The sequence below is a fragment of the Dechloromonas agitata is5 genome, assembly GCF_000519045.1.
GTDB lineage: Bacteria > Pseudomonadota > Gammaproteobacteria > Burkholderiales > Rhodocyclaceae > Azonexus > Azonexus agitatus.
On record NZ_KI912532.1, the window covers coordinates 104,824 to 120,931 of the forward strand.

General features: G+C 54.9%; 13 protein-coding genes, 3 tRNA genes and 3 rRNA genes. 4 read left to right on the forward strand and 15 right to left on the reverse strand.

The features are described 5' to 3' along the window. Positions 1-9: 9 nt before the first annotated feature. From leuD to K420_RS0100540, 7 genes are all read right to left on the reverse strand, one after another. Complete coding sequence (gene leuD, locus K420_RS0100510) at positions 10-651, reverse strand: 3-isopropylmalate dehydratase small subunit (protein WP_027456322.1); 642 nt, start codon at positions 649-651, stop codon at positions 10-12. Then, positions 651-866, reverse strand: coding sequence for a hypothetical protein (locus K420_RS0100515; protein ID WP_027456323.1), 216 nt, complete (start codon positions 864-866; stop codon positions 651-653). Before K420_RS0100515 ends, leuD begins: the two co-directional genes overlap by 1 nt. 12 nt (positions 867-878) lie before the next feature. Beyond that, entirely contained in the window at positions 879-2,285 is a 1,407-nt protein-coding gene (gene leuC, locus K420_RS0100520; RefSeq protein ID WP_027456324.1) for a 3-isopropylmalate dehydratase large subunit, read from the reverse strand. A 30-nt stretch (positions 2,286-2,315) separates the two neighbouring features. After that, positions 2,316-3,503, reverse strand: coding sequence for an MFS transporter (locus tag K420_RS0100525; RefSeq protein WP_027456325.1), 1,188 nt, complete (start codon positions 3,501-3,503; stop codon positions 2,316-2,318). Positions 3,504-3,543: 40 nt separating this feature from the next. Beyond that, entirely contained in the window at positions 3,544-3,807 is a 264-nt protein-coding gene (locus K420_RS0100530) for a YdcH family protein (RefSeq protein WP_027456326.1), read from the reverse strand. Positions 3,808-3,858: 51 nt separating this feature from the next. Then, entirely contained in the window at positions 3,859-4,959 is a 1,101-nt protein-coding gene (gene aroC, locus K420_RS0100535) for a chorismate synthase (protein ID WP_027456327.1), read from the reverse strand. 112 nt (positions 4,960-5,071) lie between these two features. Continuing rightward, entirely contained in the window at positions 5,072-5,521 is a 450-nt protein-coding gene (locus tag K420_RS0100540) for a CBS domain-containing protein (RefSeq protein ID WP_027456328.1), read from the reverse strand. Positions 5,522-5,777: 256 nt separating this feature from the next. Between K420_RS0100540 and K420_RS0100545 the strand changes: the two genes are divergently transcribed. Next, positions 5,778-6,083: a helix-turn-helix domain-containing protein gene (locus K420_RS0100545; RefSeq protein ID WP_027456329.1), complete on the forward strand. Its 306-nt coding sequence runs from the start codon at positions 5,778-5,780 to the stop codon at positions 6,081-6,083. A gap of 36 nt (positions 6,084-6,119) precedes the next feature. On the opposite strand, the gene K420_RS19930 is transcribed toward K420_RS0100545, so the two are convergent. After that, the gene (locus K420_RS19930; RefSeq protein ID WP_084019725.1) at positions 6,120-6,956 is read right to left on the reverse strand and encodes a radical SAM protein; all 837 of its coding nucleotides are present in this window, start codon (positions 6,954-6,956) and stop codon (positions 6,120-6,122) included. A gap of 43 nt (positions 6,957-6,999) precedes the next feature. Here K420_RS19930 and queD point away from each other — a divergent pair, with 43 nt between their 5' ends. Together queD and K420_RS0100560 are read left to right on the forward strand one after the other, a co-directional pair. Further along, positions 7,000-7,452, forward strand: coding sequence for a 6-carboxytetrahydropterin synthase QueD (queD, locus tag K420_RS0100555; RefSeq protein ID WP_027456331.1), 453 nt, complete (start codon positions 7,000-7,002; stop codon positions 7,450-7,452). A gap of 124 nt (positions 7,453-7,576) precedes the next feature. Next, positions 7,577-8,728 (forward strand): patatin-like phospholipase family protein, encoded by a 1,152-nt coding sequence (locus K420_RS0100560; RefSeq protein ID WP_232422712.1) that lies wholly within the window; start codon positions 7,577-7,579, stop codon positions 8,726-8,728. A 123-nt stretch (positions 8,729-8,851) separates the two neighbouring features. On the opposite strand, the gene rrf is transcribed toward K420_RS0100560, so the two are convergent. The 7 genes from rrf to K420_RS0100595 form a co-directional block, all read right to left on the reverse strand. Further along, positions 8,852-8,964, reverse strand: a 5S ribosomal RNA gene (rrf, locus tag K420_RS0100565). Positions 8,965-9,066: 102 nt separating this feature from the next. Then, positions 9,067-11,945 (reverse strand): 23S ribosomal RNA (locus K420_RS0100570). Between the two features lie 213 nt (positions 11,946-12,158). Continuing rightward, positions 12,159-12,234, reverse strand: a tRNA-Ala gene (locus K420_RS0100575). 12 nt (positions 12,235-12,246) lie between these two features. Then, positions 12,247-12,323 (reverse strand) — tRNA-Ile (locus K420_RS0100580). Positions 12,324-12,382: 59 nt separating this feature from the next. Next, positions 12,383-13,920, reverse strand: a 16S ribosomal RNA gene (locus K420_RS0100585). The 16S, 23S and 5S rRNA genes sit together here with 3 tRNA genes alongside, the layout of an rRNA operon. Positions 13,921-14,204: 284 nt before the next feature. Then, a tRNA-Met gene (locus tag K420_RS0100590) sits at positions 14,205-14,280 on the reverse strand. A gap of 67 nt (positions 14,281-14,347) precedes the next feature. Next, positions 14,348-14,968, reverse strand: a complete 621-nt coding sequence (locus K420_RS0100595) for a ParA family protein (RefSeq protein ID WP_027456333.1) — start codon at positions 14,966-14,968, stop codon at positions 14,348-14,350. Positions 14,969-15,061: 93 nt separating this feature from the next. Here K420_RS0100595 and K420_RS0100600 point away from each other — a divergent pair, with 93 nt between their 5' ends. After that, the gene (locus tag K420_RS0100600) at positions 15,062-15,865 is read left to right on the forward strand and encodes an IclR family transcriptional regulator (protein WP_027456334.1); all 804 of its coding nucleotides are present in this window, start codon (positions 15,062-15,064) and stop codon (positions 15,863-15,865) included. Positions 15,866-16,108 lie beyond the last annotated feature (243 nt).

Below are 16,108 nucleotides of genomic sequence, written 5' to 3' on the forward strand. Positions count from 1 at the left end.
GGTGTCTCCTTATTGGGCGAACAGCCAGGGCTGCTCGATACGGCGTCGCGCCTCGAATTCCTTGATCTTCTCGGCATGGCGCAGGGTCAGGCCGATGTCGTCCCAACCGTTGAGCAGGCATTCCTTGCGGAAGGCATCGATCTGGAATGGAATACCGTGACCGTCCGGCCGGACGACCGCCTGCGACGGCAGATCGACAACCAGCTTGTAACCCGGCGTCGCCTCGACCTGTTGAAACAGGGCCTCAACCTCGTCGACCGGCAGCACGATGGGCAGGATGCCGTTCTTGAAACAATTGTTGAAGAAGATATCAGCGAAGGATTCGGCGATGATCGCTTTGAATCCAAAATCGAGCAGCGCCCAAGGCGCATGCTCACGCGAACTGCCACAACCAAAATTGGCACGAGTGAGGAGGATCTCGGCCCCCTCGTAACGCGGCTGGTTGAGCACGAAATTCGGGTTCTTCGGCCGCTGCGAGCAATCCTGCCCGGGCTGGCCGACATCCATGTAACGCCACTCATCGAAGGCATTCGGACCGAAGCCAGAGCGCTTGATCGACTTCAGGAATTGCTTCGGGATGATCGCATCGGTATCGACATTGCTGCGATCGAGCGGAGCGACCAGACCTTCCAGACGAACGAATTTTTCCATTAATCCACCACCTTCTGTACGGCTTCGCCACCCTTCTTGATGGCACCGCCGACCACTTCACCAGTCTTGTTCAATGCCTCGCCGACTGCTTCGCCACCCTTGTGCAGCGCTTCGCCAGCCTTCTCGGCACCGATCGTGACATCCTTCTTGACGCCCTGCGCCGTATTGCAGGCAGCCAGCGCCAGAATCGACATCAGGAGCAAGGTCTTGCGCACGCCCATCACCGCTCAGAGAACCTCGCGCACGTCCGCAAAATGCCCGGCCACTGCCGCTGCAGCCGCCATTGCCGGACTGACCAGATGTGTCCTTCCGCCCGGGCCTTGGCGACCTTCAAAATTGCGGTTCGAGGTCGAGGCACAGCGCTCGCCCGGTTCCAGGCGGTCAGCATTCATCGCCAAGCACATCGAGCACCCCGGCTCGCGCCATTCGAAACCGGCTGCGACGAAGATCTTGTCCAGCCCCTCGGCCTCGGCCTGGCGCTTGACCAGTCCGGACCCCGGAACAGCCAGGGCCAGCTTGACGTTGGCGGCAATACGACGCCCCTTCAACACGGCAGCCGCCTCGCGCAAATCCTCGATACGCGAATTGGTGCAAGAACCAATGAACACCTTGTCGATCGCGATATCCTTGATCGGTGTATTCGGATTGAGGCCCATGTACTGCAAGGCGCGCTCCATCCCTTCCCGCTTGACCGGGTCAGCTTCCCGGGCCGGATCGGGCACTACGGCATCCACCGGCACGACCATTTCAGGCGACGTACCCCAGGTCACCTGTGGACGGATATCCTCCGCCTTCAACGTGACGACGCGATCGAATTGTGCCCCCGGATCGGAATGCAGCGTGCGCCAATAAGCCACCGCCTTGTCCCAGTTTTCGCCAGTCGGCGAGAAGGGACGGCCCTTCAGGTAATTGATCGTCGTGTCATCAACCGCCACAAAACCAAGGCGGGCACCACCTTCGATCGCCATATTGCACAGCGTCATCCGCCCCTCCATGCTCAGGCTGCGAATGGCGCTACCGCCGTATTCGATGGCATAGCCCGTGCCCCCCGCCGTACCAATGGCACCAATAATGGCCAAGGCGACATCCTTGGCGGTCACGCCCTTGCCCAGCTTGCCTTCAACGGCAATCAACATGGTCTTCGATTTTTTCTGGAGCAGACACTGCGTAGCCAGCACATGCTCGACCTCGGAAGTGCCGATGCCATGCGCCATGCAGGCAAATGCACCATGCGTTGAGGTATGCGAATCGCCGCAAACGACGGTCATACCCGGCAGGGTGGCGCCATTTTCCGGACCGACGACATGCAGAATACCCATGCGCTGATCCTTGAACGGAAAATAGGCCAGAGCCCCAACTTCGCGGATATTGGCATCGAGTGTCTCGACCTGCTGCCGGGAAATCGGATCCTTGATCCCCTCTTCCCAATGGTCGGTCGGCGTATTGTGATCCGGCGTCGCCACAATGGAAGAAACTCGCCACGGCTTGCGTCCGGCCAGCTTCAGGCCCTCGAAAGCCTGCGGGCTGGTCACTTCATGCACCAGATGACGATCGATATAGAGAAGGGCCGTGCCATCCGCTTCCTGACGGACGACATGGTTCTCCCAGAGCTTGTCGTAAAGGGTCTTCGACATGGAACCTAAAGTGAGCCGTAAAACGTTGAATTATTGCACAGGATCGCCAACTTTTTGCCTTCCGGAAACCGGGCCCGGGGCCTCAGACGGAACCCAATGCCAGATGAGCAGCACACCAACCAGAGCAAAGGCTGCGCTGAGCGTGAACGTCCAGCCGGAACCCAGCCAATCCCAGGTCCGGCCGCTGATCAGCGCACCGAGCAGGCCACCGGCACCAAAGGAGAGGCTGGAATAAAGCGCCTGCCCCCTTCCCTGCGTCTTGCCGGGAAACCATTGATTGACGGCGGCGATCGCCGACGCGTGGTAAGCGCCAAAGGTAAGGCCATGCAACAGTTGCACGAAGATCATGAGCATCGCCGATTCGACACCCCAGCCCATCAATACAAAGCGAACGACGGCCGCAACAAAACTGGCGAGCAAGATGTCGCGCAAGGAAAAACGCCGCGCCAAGCTGGCCATCAACATGAAGACGACAATTTCGGCCACGACTCCCAGGGACCATAGCAAGCCGATTTCGGTCTTGGAATAGCCATGTGCATCAAGATGAATCGAGTAGAAAACGTAGAAAGCCCCGTGCGCCGCCGACATGGCAAAACAAGCGGCCATCAGGGCCTTCACTTTCCCCTGTCGCAAGATGTTGCCGATCGGCATTTCCGCACGATCGTGTGCCAGCGGCGTCGCCTCCGTCAGAACCATGGCGTTGAGCAGAATGCCTAGCAAAATCGACCAGCACATCCACAAAACACTGAGCGGCGATGTGGCGTCGATCAGTGCCCCAGTTGCCATCACGGCGACGATGAAACCAATCGACCCCCAGAGCCGGATTCGGCTGTATCGGCCACGCTCTTCACGCAAATGGTCGAAGGTCAGCGTTTCCACCAGGGGCAGCGCCGCGCTCCAGAAAAAGGCGAGCACCGCCATCGCCAGCAACATGCCAGCCAGGCGATCGAGCCAGAAGAATGCCGTAAACCCGGCTAATCCGATGCCGCCGGCCAGCCGGACGATAGCCAGTCGCCAACCGAATCGATCAGTCAGCCAGCCCCAGAGGTTGGGGCCAACCAGTCGCATCAACTGCATCTGGGACATCAACAGACCGATATCCCAGGCAGAGAAGGCGAGCGACTGGAGATAGAGCCCAAAATAGGGCGAGAATGCGCCAATAAAGGCGAAATAGAAAAAGTAGTAGCCCGATAGGCGCCAATAGGGCAGAGGATGCATCCGGTAATTTTACCGGATGCCCTCCCACGCCAGACAGGCTTTACCTGGCGGCCTGCTGCCCGGCCCGATAGGCCAGCAGCATGTGATACAGATCGTCCTTCAGCTTGACGCGCTGCTTCTTCATGTCTTCGATGGTGAAATCGGCCACCGGCATGTCATGCTCTTCCAGATCCTCGACCTTCCCGGTGAGGCGGTTATAACTCGCATACAGCTTCGCAAAAAGGGCGTTTCCGGCCTTCAGTGTGTCGATGGCGTCCTTGAAATCCGGAAACTCTTGATGAAGGTCGTGATGTTCGATCTGCATGATGCTCTCCCTGATGCAAATTCCGCCAAAATGGCAGAACGACGAAATATTCTACGCAATTTCCCCGGGGATGCGCGGCGTCGAACACACCACATCACCGCACTGCGCGCGATGCCGCAACGCATGATCCATCAGAACCAGAGCCAGCATGGCTTCAGCAATGGGGGTTGCCCGAATGCCGACACAGGGATCGTGCCTGCCCTGCGTCGCGACACTAATCGCATTGCCCTGGCAATCGATCGAACGCCTGGGCTGCGCGATGGAGGAGGTAGGCTTGATCGCCATGTTAACCAGGATATCCTGGCCCGTCGAAATCCCACCAAGAATGCCGCCCGCATGGTTACTGACGAAGCCTTGCGGCGTCATTTCATCGCCATGCTCACTCCCCCGCTGGGCCACAGAGGCAAAACCCGCGCCAATCTCGACCCCCTTCACGGCATTGATGCCCATCATCGCATACGCGATCTCGGCATCCAGGCGGTCATACACCGGCTCGCCCCAGCCTGGGGGCACCCCCGTTGCACTCACCGTAATCCTCGCCCCGACGGAATCTAGCGACTTGCGCAGATCATCCATGTAGGTTTCGAGCTGCGGCACAATGGCGGCGTTCGGCGCGAAGAAGGCATTGCCGTCGATATCTTCAGCCGTCACGAAGGGAATCTCGATCGGCCCCAGGGCACTCATCCAGCCCCGAATCCTTACCCCGTGGCGTTCCAGCAGCCACTTCCTGGCAATCGCCCCGGCTGCTACGCGAACCGCTGTTTCACGCGCTGACGAACGACCTCCGCCGCGATAGTCACGAAAACCGTATTTCTGTGTGTAGGTGTAATCGGCATGCCCAGGACGGAAGGTTTCAGCAATATTGCCGTAATCCTTACTCCGCTGGTCCTGGTTGCGAATCAGCAAGGCAATCGGCGTCCCCGTCGTTTTACCGTCAAAGACACCAGATAGAATTTCCACGGTATCCGGCTCCCGACGCTGCGTGACATGGCGCGATGTTCCGGGCTTCCGCCGATCCAGTTCAGCCTGAATATCTGCTTCGCACAGGATCAACCCGGGAGGGCAGCCATCAATGACACAGCCGATCGCCGGACCATGCGACTCGCCAAAGGAGGTAACGGTGAACAGGGTGCCAAAAGTGTTGCCGGACATGGGAAAACGCGAGTAGGGAATGGACGAGGGAGTTTAGCACGCCACAGCAAGCTTCAATTTTTCCCAGTCGCAATAGAAAAAAGGTGGCCGCACCCTCCCGTAGCAAAACGCTTCAAGCAGACGGCGCTTCGCTCGGCCAGTTCTTGATGTAGCTCTTCAACATCTTATTCTCGAAACTTTGCTCTTCAAGGACCGCCTTGGCCACATCCAGGAAGGAGATAACCCCCATCAACACCTCGCCGTCGAGAATCGGCAGATAGCGCGAGTGTTTTTCGATCATCAGGCCGCGCAGCTCGTTCACCTCCATGTCGGGATAGGCTGTCACCGGATTCCTGACCATGACATCACCGACCGTCAGTTCGGCCGGGCTCGTCGCATGCTTCCGAAGCGCCTGTAAAACCTCGCGAAAGGTCAGCATACCAACCATCTTTCCCTCATCCATGACGACCAGCGATCCGGCATCAAGATCGGCCATCGAATCGATAGCGACCGACAAGGGCTTTTGTGGCGTCACAGTAAATAATGCGCCGCCCTTGACCCGAAGGATTTCTCTAACCTGCATAGCGCTCTCCCCTGCTCATGAGTAACCGATGCTGGCGATCTTAGTGCATCCCCGTCGATCAGAAAAGAATGAAGGCTTGGTGTGCAAGCCCACGAATGGGCGAAGCATCAAAAACACTATCACCGTATTTAATAAATTTAATCAATTTTCCAGTTGCATAACGTCATAGGCATATATATACTTCGCCATATTACCTAAGTCATAGATGGGTACGCGACGTGGGTAACTCTAATACATCAGCCTATGGAGAATGAGTATGAGCACGGTCAAGACTATCGAGAAAATCGACGCCCGCGAGATTCGTCGTAAATTGGGCATGAACCAGCAGCAATTCTGGTCCACCCTGGGCGTAACGCAGAGTGGCGGCTCCCGCTATGAAAGTGGGCGTAACATGCCCAAGCCGGTGCGCGAACTACTGCGCCTGGTTCACGTCGAGCAAGTCGACATCAAGAACATCAAGCGTGAAGACTGGGAAGTGATCGAATACCTGAAGAGCCAGGAACCGGAACTGTTCAAGTCGTTAAAGAAATCGGCACGCAGCCACGCGAAGAAGGCCGCCTGATCCAACACTAACGGGCAGCACGCGTTACAGCGGGCATCACGGGGAGACAACAACCCGGATGCCCGTTTCTTCTTCAATCTGGCAAGAAAACAGCATCAATTCATCTTCCGTCACGGAACTCAGGCGAGGGGCAGCCTCTTGTTTCGAGGGACGGGCCAGACCGTAAAGATGAACGCCAGCCAGCTTGTCGTTTACTTGGCGCAACAACGTGCAGTAGGCCTGCCGTGACTGAGCAGTAGGTGCCTCGCCATCTATTCTGAACCAACAAGTTTGCACCCAAGTCGGCGCCAATTTTGCAGAAATTTGTAAATTTTTTAATACGCGATCTTGGTTTCCCCGTACGCCGTTCACCTCGACAACTTCTGCATCAGTCGCACGGTCAATTTTGAACCAGACTTCGCCTCCCAGTTCAGCGAGGTACCTCACCCCTAACTGGACTGCATTGCGGTGAAACAGACTGCCGTTTGTTATGAGACGAATCGGTATTTTTCCTTTCAGGTCGAATCGCTCAATGACTTTGCCAACACAGGCGACAGCCTCGGCAAACTCGGTAGCACTTGTCGGCTCACCGTTCCCGGAAAACGCGATATCCACCAGCTGCCGTGTCTCCAGCGGTACATGGCGGGCCAGGAAATCACCATGCAGCACCTGGTCGAGAAAGCCATGCAATTCTTGCTCAAGTCGCTGCAGGTCAATCGGAGGCGGGCCACCTCGTGTCAGATTTTCAACCTGGCAATACACGCACGCCCAATTGCAGGCGTTGTTCGGATTAAGATTGATTCCGACCGACACCCCACCCGCCCGTCGGGAAATGACGGGATACACATAGAGTAAACCGGCACTGTCGCGGCGATGATCATCTGTTGTCAGCATGCCGCATTGTATAATCCGCGACCGCCTTGTCGAGCAATAGATCATGTTGATAACCCGCCGCCTCGAGTTCGATGCCGGGCACCGCATTCCCGACCACAAGAGTCAGTGCCGTCATCTACACGGGCATCGCTATGCGATCGAAATCACACTATCAGGCAACATCATTGACAAGGCTGGTGATGCCGCCAACGGCATGGTGATGGACTTTTCCCAAGTCAAGGACCTCGCCAAGCAACATCTGGTCGATGAATGGGATCACGCTTTCCTCGCCTACGCCGGCGATCAACCGATCGTAGACTTTCTGCGCAGCCTCCCCGAACACAAGACAGTCATCCTCGACCGTGTTCCGACCGCGGAGAACCTGGCCCGACTGGCATTCGAACGCCTCAACGCTGTGTATCGGGACAACTACGGCAATCACCTGCGATTAGAACAAGTTCGGCTGTACGAAACTCCGAATTGCTGGGCAGACGCGTTGCGTTCTTCTCGCGATTGAATTCGGCACGCCAAAGCCCCTATACTAGGGGCATATCACATCCCCGTCGCTGCACACGCAGGTAACCGGTGCCAAGTTAAATCACAACGCCGCTTCTCGGCATTCAGGATAATTCCCTCGGCTCATGATGAGCACGAAAGCCGCAGCTCCCGCAAGAACAGCGCTGGTCTTAACCGGTGGCGGCGCTCGTGCCGCTTATCAAGTCGGGGTGTTGCTGGCTATCGCTAAGTTATCGACTAATCGGAAGCGGAATCCGTTTCCGATACTTTGCGGCACATCAGCAGGCGCCATCAACGTAACCAGCATCGCCTGTCTCGCCGACAATTTCAGCAAAGCGGTATCGGTGCTCGCCAATTTCTGGCGAAACATGCACGCAAACCATATTTATCGCGCCGACCCACTGTCAGTGGGCTATTCAGCCATCCATTGGCTGTCAGCCTTGAGTCTTGGATGGCTGTTTCAGCACCCACCCCGTTCATTGCTCGACAACGCCCCCTTGCGACAGTTGCTAAGCCAGCATCTCGATTTGAAGGGCATTGAAAAGGCAATCGCCAAAGGCGCCCTGCACGCCGTCAGTGTCTCGGCATCCGGCTATGAGTCCGGTGACAATATCAATTTTTTTCAGGGCCACTCCAGCGCACAACCTTGGAACCGTGTCCAACGTATCGGTATTCGCGCTGAAATCAGCGTAGACCACCTTCTGGCATCAAGCGCCATTCCTTTCATCTTCCCTGCCACAAAAATCCATCGCGAGTATTTTGGCGATGGATCCATGCGCCAACTGGCCCCCCTGTCACCTGCTATCCATCTCGGGGCGGAACGAGTGCTCATCGTTGGCGCCGGAAGGAAAAACGAACATCAGGAACGCCGACGTGTCGATGATCATCCCTCACTTGCCCAAATTGCTGGTCATGCCTTATCGACTATCTTCCTGGATAGCCTAGCTGTCGATATCGAGCGCATGCAGCGCATTAATCGCACGCTGAGCATCATCCCATCTGACATTCTTGCGACCAGCGACCTACCACTTCGTCCCATCCGCTCGCTCATCATTTCCCCATCTGAGCGCCTTGAGCGTATTGCCGCTGAACACGCCAAAGCCTTGCCATGGGCCATGAAATTGATGCTCGGAGGAATTGGCGGTATGAATCGCCGCAACGGAACCCTTACCAGTTACCTTCTATTTGAAAAACCTTACACCAATGCGCTGATCGATTTGGGTTATGCCGATACGCTTAATCGTTCGGTAGAGGTCGGAGACTTCCTGAATCTTTAGGGAATGCGCATCCTGATTTCGTAGGCGGCATTCTGATCACTGAGGATTCTGATTACTGAGAAATAATCACTTTAAACGACAACACCCCCTGCCGGGAATCCGGAGGGGGTGTTTGAATGGGGAGTCTGGCGTTGACCTACTTTCGCGAGCGGAAGCTCACTATCATTGGCGCGTTGCTGTTTCACGGTCCTGTTCGGGATGGGAAGGGGTGGTACCAGCAGGCTATTGACGCCAGACGTAACTTGTAACGTTTGCCGCGCGGTACGCGTCAAACGCAAAACTAGAAGAAGGTGTTGTGATTGTATGTATGAGTTGTTGTAGTGCTGATCCAAGGTTATAGGATCAAGCCGTACGGGCAATTAGTATCGGTTAGCTTAACGCATTACTGCGCTTCCACACCCGACCTATCAACGTCGTGGTCTTCGACGACCCTTCAAGGAGTTCAAGACTCCGGGATATCTCATCTTAAGGCGAGTTTCACGCTTAGATGCTTTCAGCGTTTATCTCTTCCGAACATAGCTACCCGGCGATACGACTGGCGTCATAACCGGTACACCAGAGGTTCGTCCACTCCGGTCCTCTCGTACTAGGAGCAGCCCCCTTCAAATATCCAGCGCCCACGGCAGATAGGGACCAAACTGTCTCACGACGTTTTAAACCCAGCTCACGTACCTCTTTAAATGGCGAACAGCCATACCCTTGGGACCGGCTACAGCCCCAGGATGAGATGAGCCGACATCGAGGTGCCAAACACCGCCGTCGATATGAACTCTTGGGCGGTATCAGCCTGTTATCCCCAGAGTACCTTTTATCCGTTGAGCGATGGCCCTTCCATACAGAACCACCGGATCACTATGACCTGCTTTCGCACCTGCTCGACTTGTGGGTCTCGCAGTCAAGCACGCTTTTGCCATTGCACTTTATGGGCGATGTCCGACCGCCCTAAGCGTACCTTCGTACTCCTCCGTTACCTTTTGGGAGGAGACCGCCCCAGTCAAACTGCCTACCATGCACGGTCCCCGGCCAGGATTCACTGGCCTAGGTTAGAACCTCAAACAAATCAGGGTGGTATTTCAAGGACGACTCCACCGAGACTAGCGTCCCGGTTTCACAGTCTCCCACCTATCCTACACAAACCGGTTCAAAGTCCAATGCAAAGCTGCAGTAAAGGTTCATGGGGTCTTTCCGTCTTGCCGCGGGGAGATTGCATCTTCACAAACATTTCAACTTCGCTGAGTCTCAGGAGGAGACAGTGTGGCCATCGTTACGCCATTCGTGCAGGTCGGAACTTACCCGACAAGGAATTTCGCTACCTTAGGACCGTTATAGTTACGGCCGCCGTTTACTGGGACTTCAATCAAGAGCTTGCACCCCATCATTTAATCTTCCAGCACCGGGCAGGCGTCACACCCTATACGTCCACTTTCGTGTTTGCAGAGTGCTGTGTTTTTATTAAACAGTCGCAGCCACCATTTCACTGCAACCCCATCGGCCTTCGAGCGCGAGGCTCTACAACCTACCGGGGCACACCTTCTCCCGAAGTTACGGTGTCAATTTGCCGAGTTCCTTCTCCTGAGTTCTCTCAAGCGCCTTAGAATTTTCATCCTGCCCACCTGTGTCGGTTTGCGGTACGGTCGACTCTAGACTGAAGCTTAGTGGCTTTTCCTGGAAGCTTGGTATCAATCACTTCGGCACCGTAGTGCCTCGTCATCACGCCTCAGATAATTCCCCCGGATTTGCCTAAGGGACACTCCTACACGCTTAAACCACCTATTCCAACAGATGGCTGACCTAACCTTCTCCGTCCCCACATCGCATCTAGAATCGGTACAGGAATATTGACCTGTTTCCCATCGACTACGCATTTCTGCCTCGCCTTAGGGGCCGACTCACCCTACGCCGATGAACGTTGCGTAGGAAACCTTGGGCTTTCGGCGAGGGAGCTTTTCACTCCCTTTATCGCTACTCATGTCAGCATTCGCACTTCTGATATCTCCAGCATCCTTTACAAGACACCTTCACAGACCTACAGAACGCTCCCCTACCATATCTTTCGATATCCGCAGCTTCGGTGCACAGTTTGAGCCCCGTTACATCTTCCGCGCAGGACGACTCGACTAGTGAGCTATTACGCTTTCTTTAAAGGGTGGCTGCTTCTAAGCCAACCTCCTAGCTGTCTATGCCTTCCCACCTCGTTTCCCACTTAACTGTGTCTTGGGGACCTTAGCTGGCGGTCTGGGTTGTTTCCCTCTTGACAATGGACGTTAGCACCCACTGTCTGTCTGCCACACTCGCACTTTCCGGTATTCAGAGTTTGCCATGGTTTGGTAAGTCGCGATGACCCCCTAGCCATAACAGTGCTTTACCCCCGGAAGTGATATGTGACGCACTACCTAAATAGTTTTCGGGGAGAACCAGCTATTTCCGGATTTGTTTAGCCTTTCACCCCTATCCACAGCTCATCCCCTAACTTTTCAACGTTAGTGGGTTCGGACCTCCAGTACCTGTTACGGCACCTTCATCCTGGCCATGGATAGATCATCCGGTTTCGGGTCTACGCCATGCTACTAAACGCCCTTATCAGACTCGCTTTCGCTACGCCTCCCCTATTCGGTTAAGCTCGCAACATAACGTAAGTCGCTGACCCATTATACAAAAGGTACGCAGTCACCCCACAAGGAGGCTCCCACTGTTTGTATGCATGCGGTTTCAGGTTCTATTTCACTCCCCTCCCGGGGTTCTTTTCGCCTTTCCCTCACGGTACTGGTTCACTATCGGTCGATCACGAGTATTTAGCCTTGGAGGATGGTCCCCCCATGTTCAGACAAGGTTTCACGTGCCCCGCCCTACTTTTCGCTAACTTAGTACCACGGATCTGTTTTCGAATACGGGGCTATCACCCACTACGGCCGGACTTTCCATTCCGTTCTTCTAACAGTTCCGCTATCACTAGCAGGCTCTTCCCCGTTCGCTCGCCACTACTTGGGGAATCTCGGTTGATTTCTTTTCCTCCGGCTACTTAGATGTTTCAGTTCACCGGGTTCGCCTCCTGGCCCTATGTATTCAGGACAGGATACCCTTGCGGGTGGGTTTCCCCATTCGGACATCGCGGGATCAAAGCTTCATTGCCAGCTCCCCCGCGCTTTTCGCAGGCTTGCACGTCCTTCATCGCCTGTGATCGCCAAGGCATCCACCACATGCACTTAGTCGCTTGATCCTATAACCTTGGGGTCTCGGCAGAGACCCGGCTACAGGCAACTCATAAACTTTGTGCTGATGATTCACTAGCTGTAATGAACCATCAGATGCAATCACAACGTGTAATCACTGCTCATCACAGCGTTACACAACCTTCTTCCGTTTTGTTAAAGAGCGTAGCAATTGATTTCTCAAAAGCCAGTGTTAAACAACAATGCTTAACACTGGTTTCTGGTGGAGGATGACGGGATCGAACCGACGACCCCCTGCTTGCAAAGCAGGTGCTCTCCCAGCTGAGCTAATCCCCCGTTTTGAGACGTTGGTGGGTCTGGTTGGAATCGAACCAACGACCCCCGCCTTATCAAGACGGTGCTCTAACCGACTGAGCTACAGACCCTCGTCTGTTTGCTACTACTGAACAACCGATAAGTTGTGGGTGCCAGGATGCTTCTCTAGAAAGGAGGTGATCCAGCCGCAGGTTCCCCTACGGCTACCTTGTTACGACTTCACCCCAGTCACGAACCCCGCCGTGGTAAGCGCCCTCCTTGCGGTTAGGCTACCTACTTCTGGCGGAACCCGCTCCCATGGTGTGACGGGCGGTGTGTACAAGACCCGGGAACGTATTCACCGCGACATGCTGATCCGCGATTACTAGCGATTCCGACTTCATGCAGGCGAGTTGCAGCCTGCAATCCGGACTACGATCGGCTTTCTGGGATTGGCTCCACCTCGCGGCTTGGCAACCCTCTGTACCGACCATTGTATGACGTGTGAAGCCCTACCCATAAGGGCCATGAGGACTTGACGTCATCCCCACCTTCCTCCGGTTTGTCACCGGCAGTCTCGTTAAAGTGCCCAACTAAATGATGGCAATTAACGACAAGGGTTGCGCTCGTTGCGGGACTTAACCCAACATCTCACGACACGAGCTGACGACAGCCATGCAGCACCTGTGTTCCAGTTCCCTTTCGGGCACACCCAAATCTCTCCGGGCTTCTGGACATGTCAAGGGTAGGTAAGGTTTTTCGCGTTGCATCGAATTAATCCACATCATCCACCGCTTGTGCGGGTCCCCGTCAATTCCTTTGAGTTTTAACCTTGCGGCCGTACTCCCCAGGCGGTCAACTTCACGCGTTAGCTACGGTACTAAATGGTTTTACCCACCCAACACCTAGTTGACATCGTTTAGGGCGTGGACTACCAGGGTATCTAATCCTGTTTGCTACCCACGCTTTCGTGCATGAGCGTCAGTATCGGCCCAGGGGGCTGCCTTCGCCATCGGTGTTCCTCCACATCTCTACGCATTTCACTGCTACACGTGGAATTCCACCCCCCTCTGCCGTACTCTAGCTGTGCAGTCACAAGCGCAGTTCCCAGGTTGAGCCCGGGGATTTCACGCCTGTCTTACACAACCGCCTGCGCACGCTTTACGCCCAGTAATTCCGATTAACGCTCGCACCCTACGTATTACCGCGGCTGCTGGCACGTAGTTAGCCGGTGCTTCTTATTCCGGTACCGTCATCCACACCAGGTATTAGCTGATGCGATTTCTTCCCGGCCGAAAGAGCTTTACAACCCGAAGGCCTTCTTCACTCACGCGGCATGGCTGGATCAGGGTTGCCCCCATTGTCCAAAATTCCCCACTGCTGCCTCCCGTAGGAGTCTGGACCGTGTCTCAGTTCCAGTGTGGCGGATCATCCTCTCAGACCCGCTACAGATCGTAGCCTTGGTAGGCCTTTACCCCACCAACTAGCTAATCTGATATCGGCCGCTCAATCAGCGCAAGGTCTTGCGATCCCCTGCTTTCCTGCTCACAGAATATGCGGTATTAGCGTAACTTTCGCTACGTTATCCCCCACTGAAAGGTACGTTCCGATACATTACTCACCCGTTCGCCACTCGCCACCAGACCGAAGTCCGTGCTGCCGTTCGACTTGCATGTGTAAGGCATGCCGCCAGCGTTCAATCTGAGCCAGGATCAAACTCTTCAGTTCAATCCAACAAACTCGCAAATTCACTGACGGTAGATTTCTCTACCTCGACGAATTTCTTCGTCTTTTTCACCAGTGCGTTTGCCTTAATACTTTTTTGCAACCGAAGTTGCTTCGCATCAAGACACCCACACTTATCGGTTGTCCAATTTGTTAAAGATCAGTGCCGCGCCGTTTCGTTTGATTCGTCAGCAGCAGAGAAGCGAGATTATGAAGCACTCTCTACATCTCGTCAAGCTATTTCGAAAATTATTTTTTCTAAACGCTTGCTCTGACTGCCTTTCGGCTGGTTGCGGGGGCAGGACTTGAACCTGCGACCTTCGGGTTATGAGCCCGACGAGCTGCCAACTGCTCCACCCCGCGTCCGTCAGAGGGGCGCATTATCCAGACTTACCCTAAGTGCGTCAACAAAAATCTAAGCCAGAACCTACTATTTTTTCTCCAGCCAGCTAATTAATGACGACCACTGTTCGAGATCTCTCCGATGCTTGGCCTTGGGGGGATCAAAAACAGTTGCACCAGCGGCCGCAACGTTGACGTAGTTTTGGGTGTTACGCAAATAAGCGACGATCGGGATATCGAAGTGCTTGAGGAACTCTTCCAGCATGCTGGCCGCCTTGGTTCGAGGATCGACGCGCATGGCCACGATACCAACTTTGGCGCGCACACCACGAACCTCGCCGCGTACCGTATTAAGAAAGTCTTCAGTTGCTGCCATATCAAATACAGAGGGGACCAAAGGCACCAGCACCTTATCGACAGTGCGCAGATAGTCGGACAACTTGTACCCCTGCAATCCGGCAGGTGCGTCAACGACGACCCAATCCGCCTCACGGGGGAGATTCAGTGAAATCTGATTGCCACCGTAATAGCCAGTAATGGCAGGCAATACAGGATCGCGAAACGCCATCCAGCGCAGGGAGGATTGCTGGCGATCGAGATCGCACAACGTGGTTTTCTTTCCTTGGTTAGCAAAATAGCCAGACAAATTCGTCGCTAGCGTTGTCTTGCCAGCCCCCCCCTTTGGATTTGCAACCAGTACCGCCCGCATAAAACCTCCTCTTTGATTGTGCGAGGATTATATTCGTCGCCTCAAGGACCTCATAGATGCATAGAATGTCGCTTTTATTCAATTGAACTCATCATGGTCACAAAGGTTGCCAGCGACCGCCAAGGTATACAGTCCGTCGAGGTTGGTTTCCGGCTTTTGAAAGTTCTGGCCGCCACCAATCGCCCGATGATGTTGCGGGATATAGCCAAGGGTGCCGGCATGCCTGCGGCAAAAGCTCACCGCTACATGGTCAGTTTTTTGCGAATCGGCATCGTCGAGCAGGACCCCAGCAGCGGCCGGTATGACTTGGGAGCTTATGCACTCGAACTGGGGCTATCCGGACTTGGCCGTCTTGACCCGGTACGACTGGCAGGCCCGATTCTGGAATCGCTCTGCGAAGAAATCCACGAAACGGTTGCTCTCGCCGTATGGGGCACCCATGGTGCAACCATCGTCCGGATCGCCGACGCCGGCGGCCCCATCACGATAACCCTGCGCCCAGGAACGACTCTGCCTCTTTGCAACTCAGCAACTGGGCGAGCGTTCGCTACGTTCTACCGCTCGCCATACTTGAAGAAGATGCTGGATAGCGAGTTGAAGGAAATTTCCGAATCCACCAAGGTTGCCGTTACGACAGTTCGCCGGCAACTCGAAAAAACCCTCACGGAGATACGCGAACACGGTATAGCTCGCGCCACCGGCAGCCTGACTCCGGGCATCAACGGCTTCAGCGCCCCGGTCTACGACCACTCCGGCAACATGGTCGCAGCAATCACATCGCTGGGTGCGATTGGGGAATTCGATGTTGAGTGGGACAGTCCGACTGCAAAGGCGATGCGGGAAGCCGCTGCAGCGCTTTCGCATCGCTTGGGATTCGGCGGGATTCCCGCAGAATAATAAGTGGTGCCCCCGAACGGAATCGAACCGCTACCTGATGATTACAAATCATCAAAAACAGATGATTATCAGCGTTGATACAGATTGATGCCAGCAAACAAAAATCCTTACAACCCTTGCAAATAGGCGTTTTACGCCAATGGACAGATTGCTTTATGTTGATCTGAATTGATACACTCGGGAGCAATGGTGGAGCAATGGATTTAATACACCACTCCATTGCTCCCGATCTCCAAGGGGTAT

What these genes read in the sequence shown, in the direction of transcription:
- leuD (WP_027456322.1), bottom strand. Translation starts at nt 651, where the DNA reads ATGGAAAAATTCGTTCGTCTGGAAGGTCTGGTCGCTCCGCTCGATCGC.
- leuC (WP_027456324.1), bottom strand. Translation starts at nt 2,285, where the DNA reads ATGTCGAAGACCCTTTACGACAAGCTCTGGGAGAACCATGTCGTCCGT.
- K420_RS0100525 (WP_027456325.1), bottom strand. Translation starts at nt 3,503, where the DNA reads ATGCATCCTCTGCCCTATTGGCGCCTATCGGGCTACTACTTTTTCTAT.
- K420_RS0100530 (WP_027456326.1), bottom strand. Translation starts at nt 3,807, where the DNA reads ATGCAGATCGAACATCACGACCTTCATCAAGAGTTTCCGGATTTCAAG.
- aroC (WP_027456327.1), bottom strand. Translation starts at nt 4,959, where the DNA reads ATGTCCGGCAACACTTTTGGCACCCTGTTCACCGTTACCTCCTTTGGC.
- K420_RS0100540 (WP_027456328.1), bottom strand. Translation starts at nt 5,521, where the DNA reads ATGCAGGTTAGAGAAATCCTTCGGGTCAAGGGCGGCGCATTATTTACT.
- K420_RS0100545 (WP_027456329.1), top strand. Translation starts at nt 5,778, where the DNA reads ATGAGCACGGTCAAGACTATCGAGAAAATCGACGCCCGCGAGATTCGT.
- K420_RS19930 (WP_084019725.1), bottom strand. Translation starts at nt 6,956, where the DNA reads ATGCTGACAACAGATGATCATCGCCGCGACAGTGCCGGTTTACTCTAT.
- queD (WP_027456331.1), top strand. Translation starts at nt 7,000, where the DNA reads ATGTTGATAACCCGCCGCCTCGAGTTCGATGCCGGGCACCGCATTCCC.
- K420_RS0100560 (WP_232422712.1), top strand. Translation starts at nt 7,577, where the DNA reads ATGATGAGCACGAAAGCCGCAGCTCCCGCAAGAACAGCGCTGGTCTTA.
- K420_RS0100595 (WP_027456333.1), bottom strand. Translation starts at nt 14,968, where the DNA reads ATGCGGGCGGTACTGGTTGCAAATCCAAAGGGGGGGGCTGGCAAGACA.
- K420_RS0100600 (WP_027456334.1), top strand. Translation starts at nt 15,062, where the DNA reads ATGGTCACAAAGGTTGCCAGCGACCGCCAAGGTATACAGTCCGTCGAG.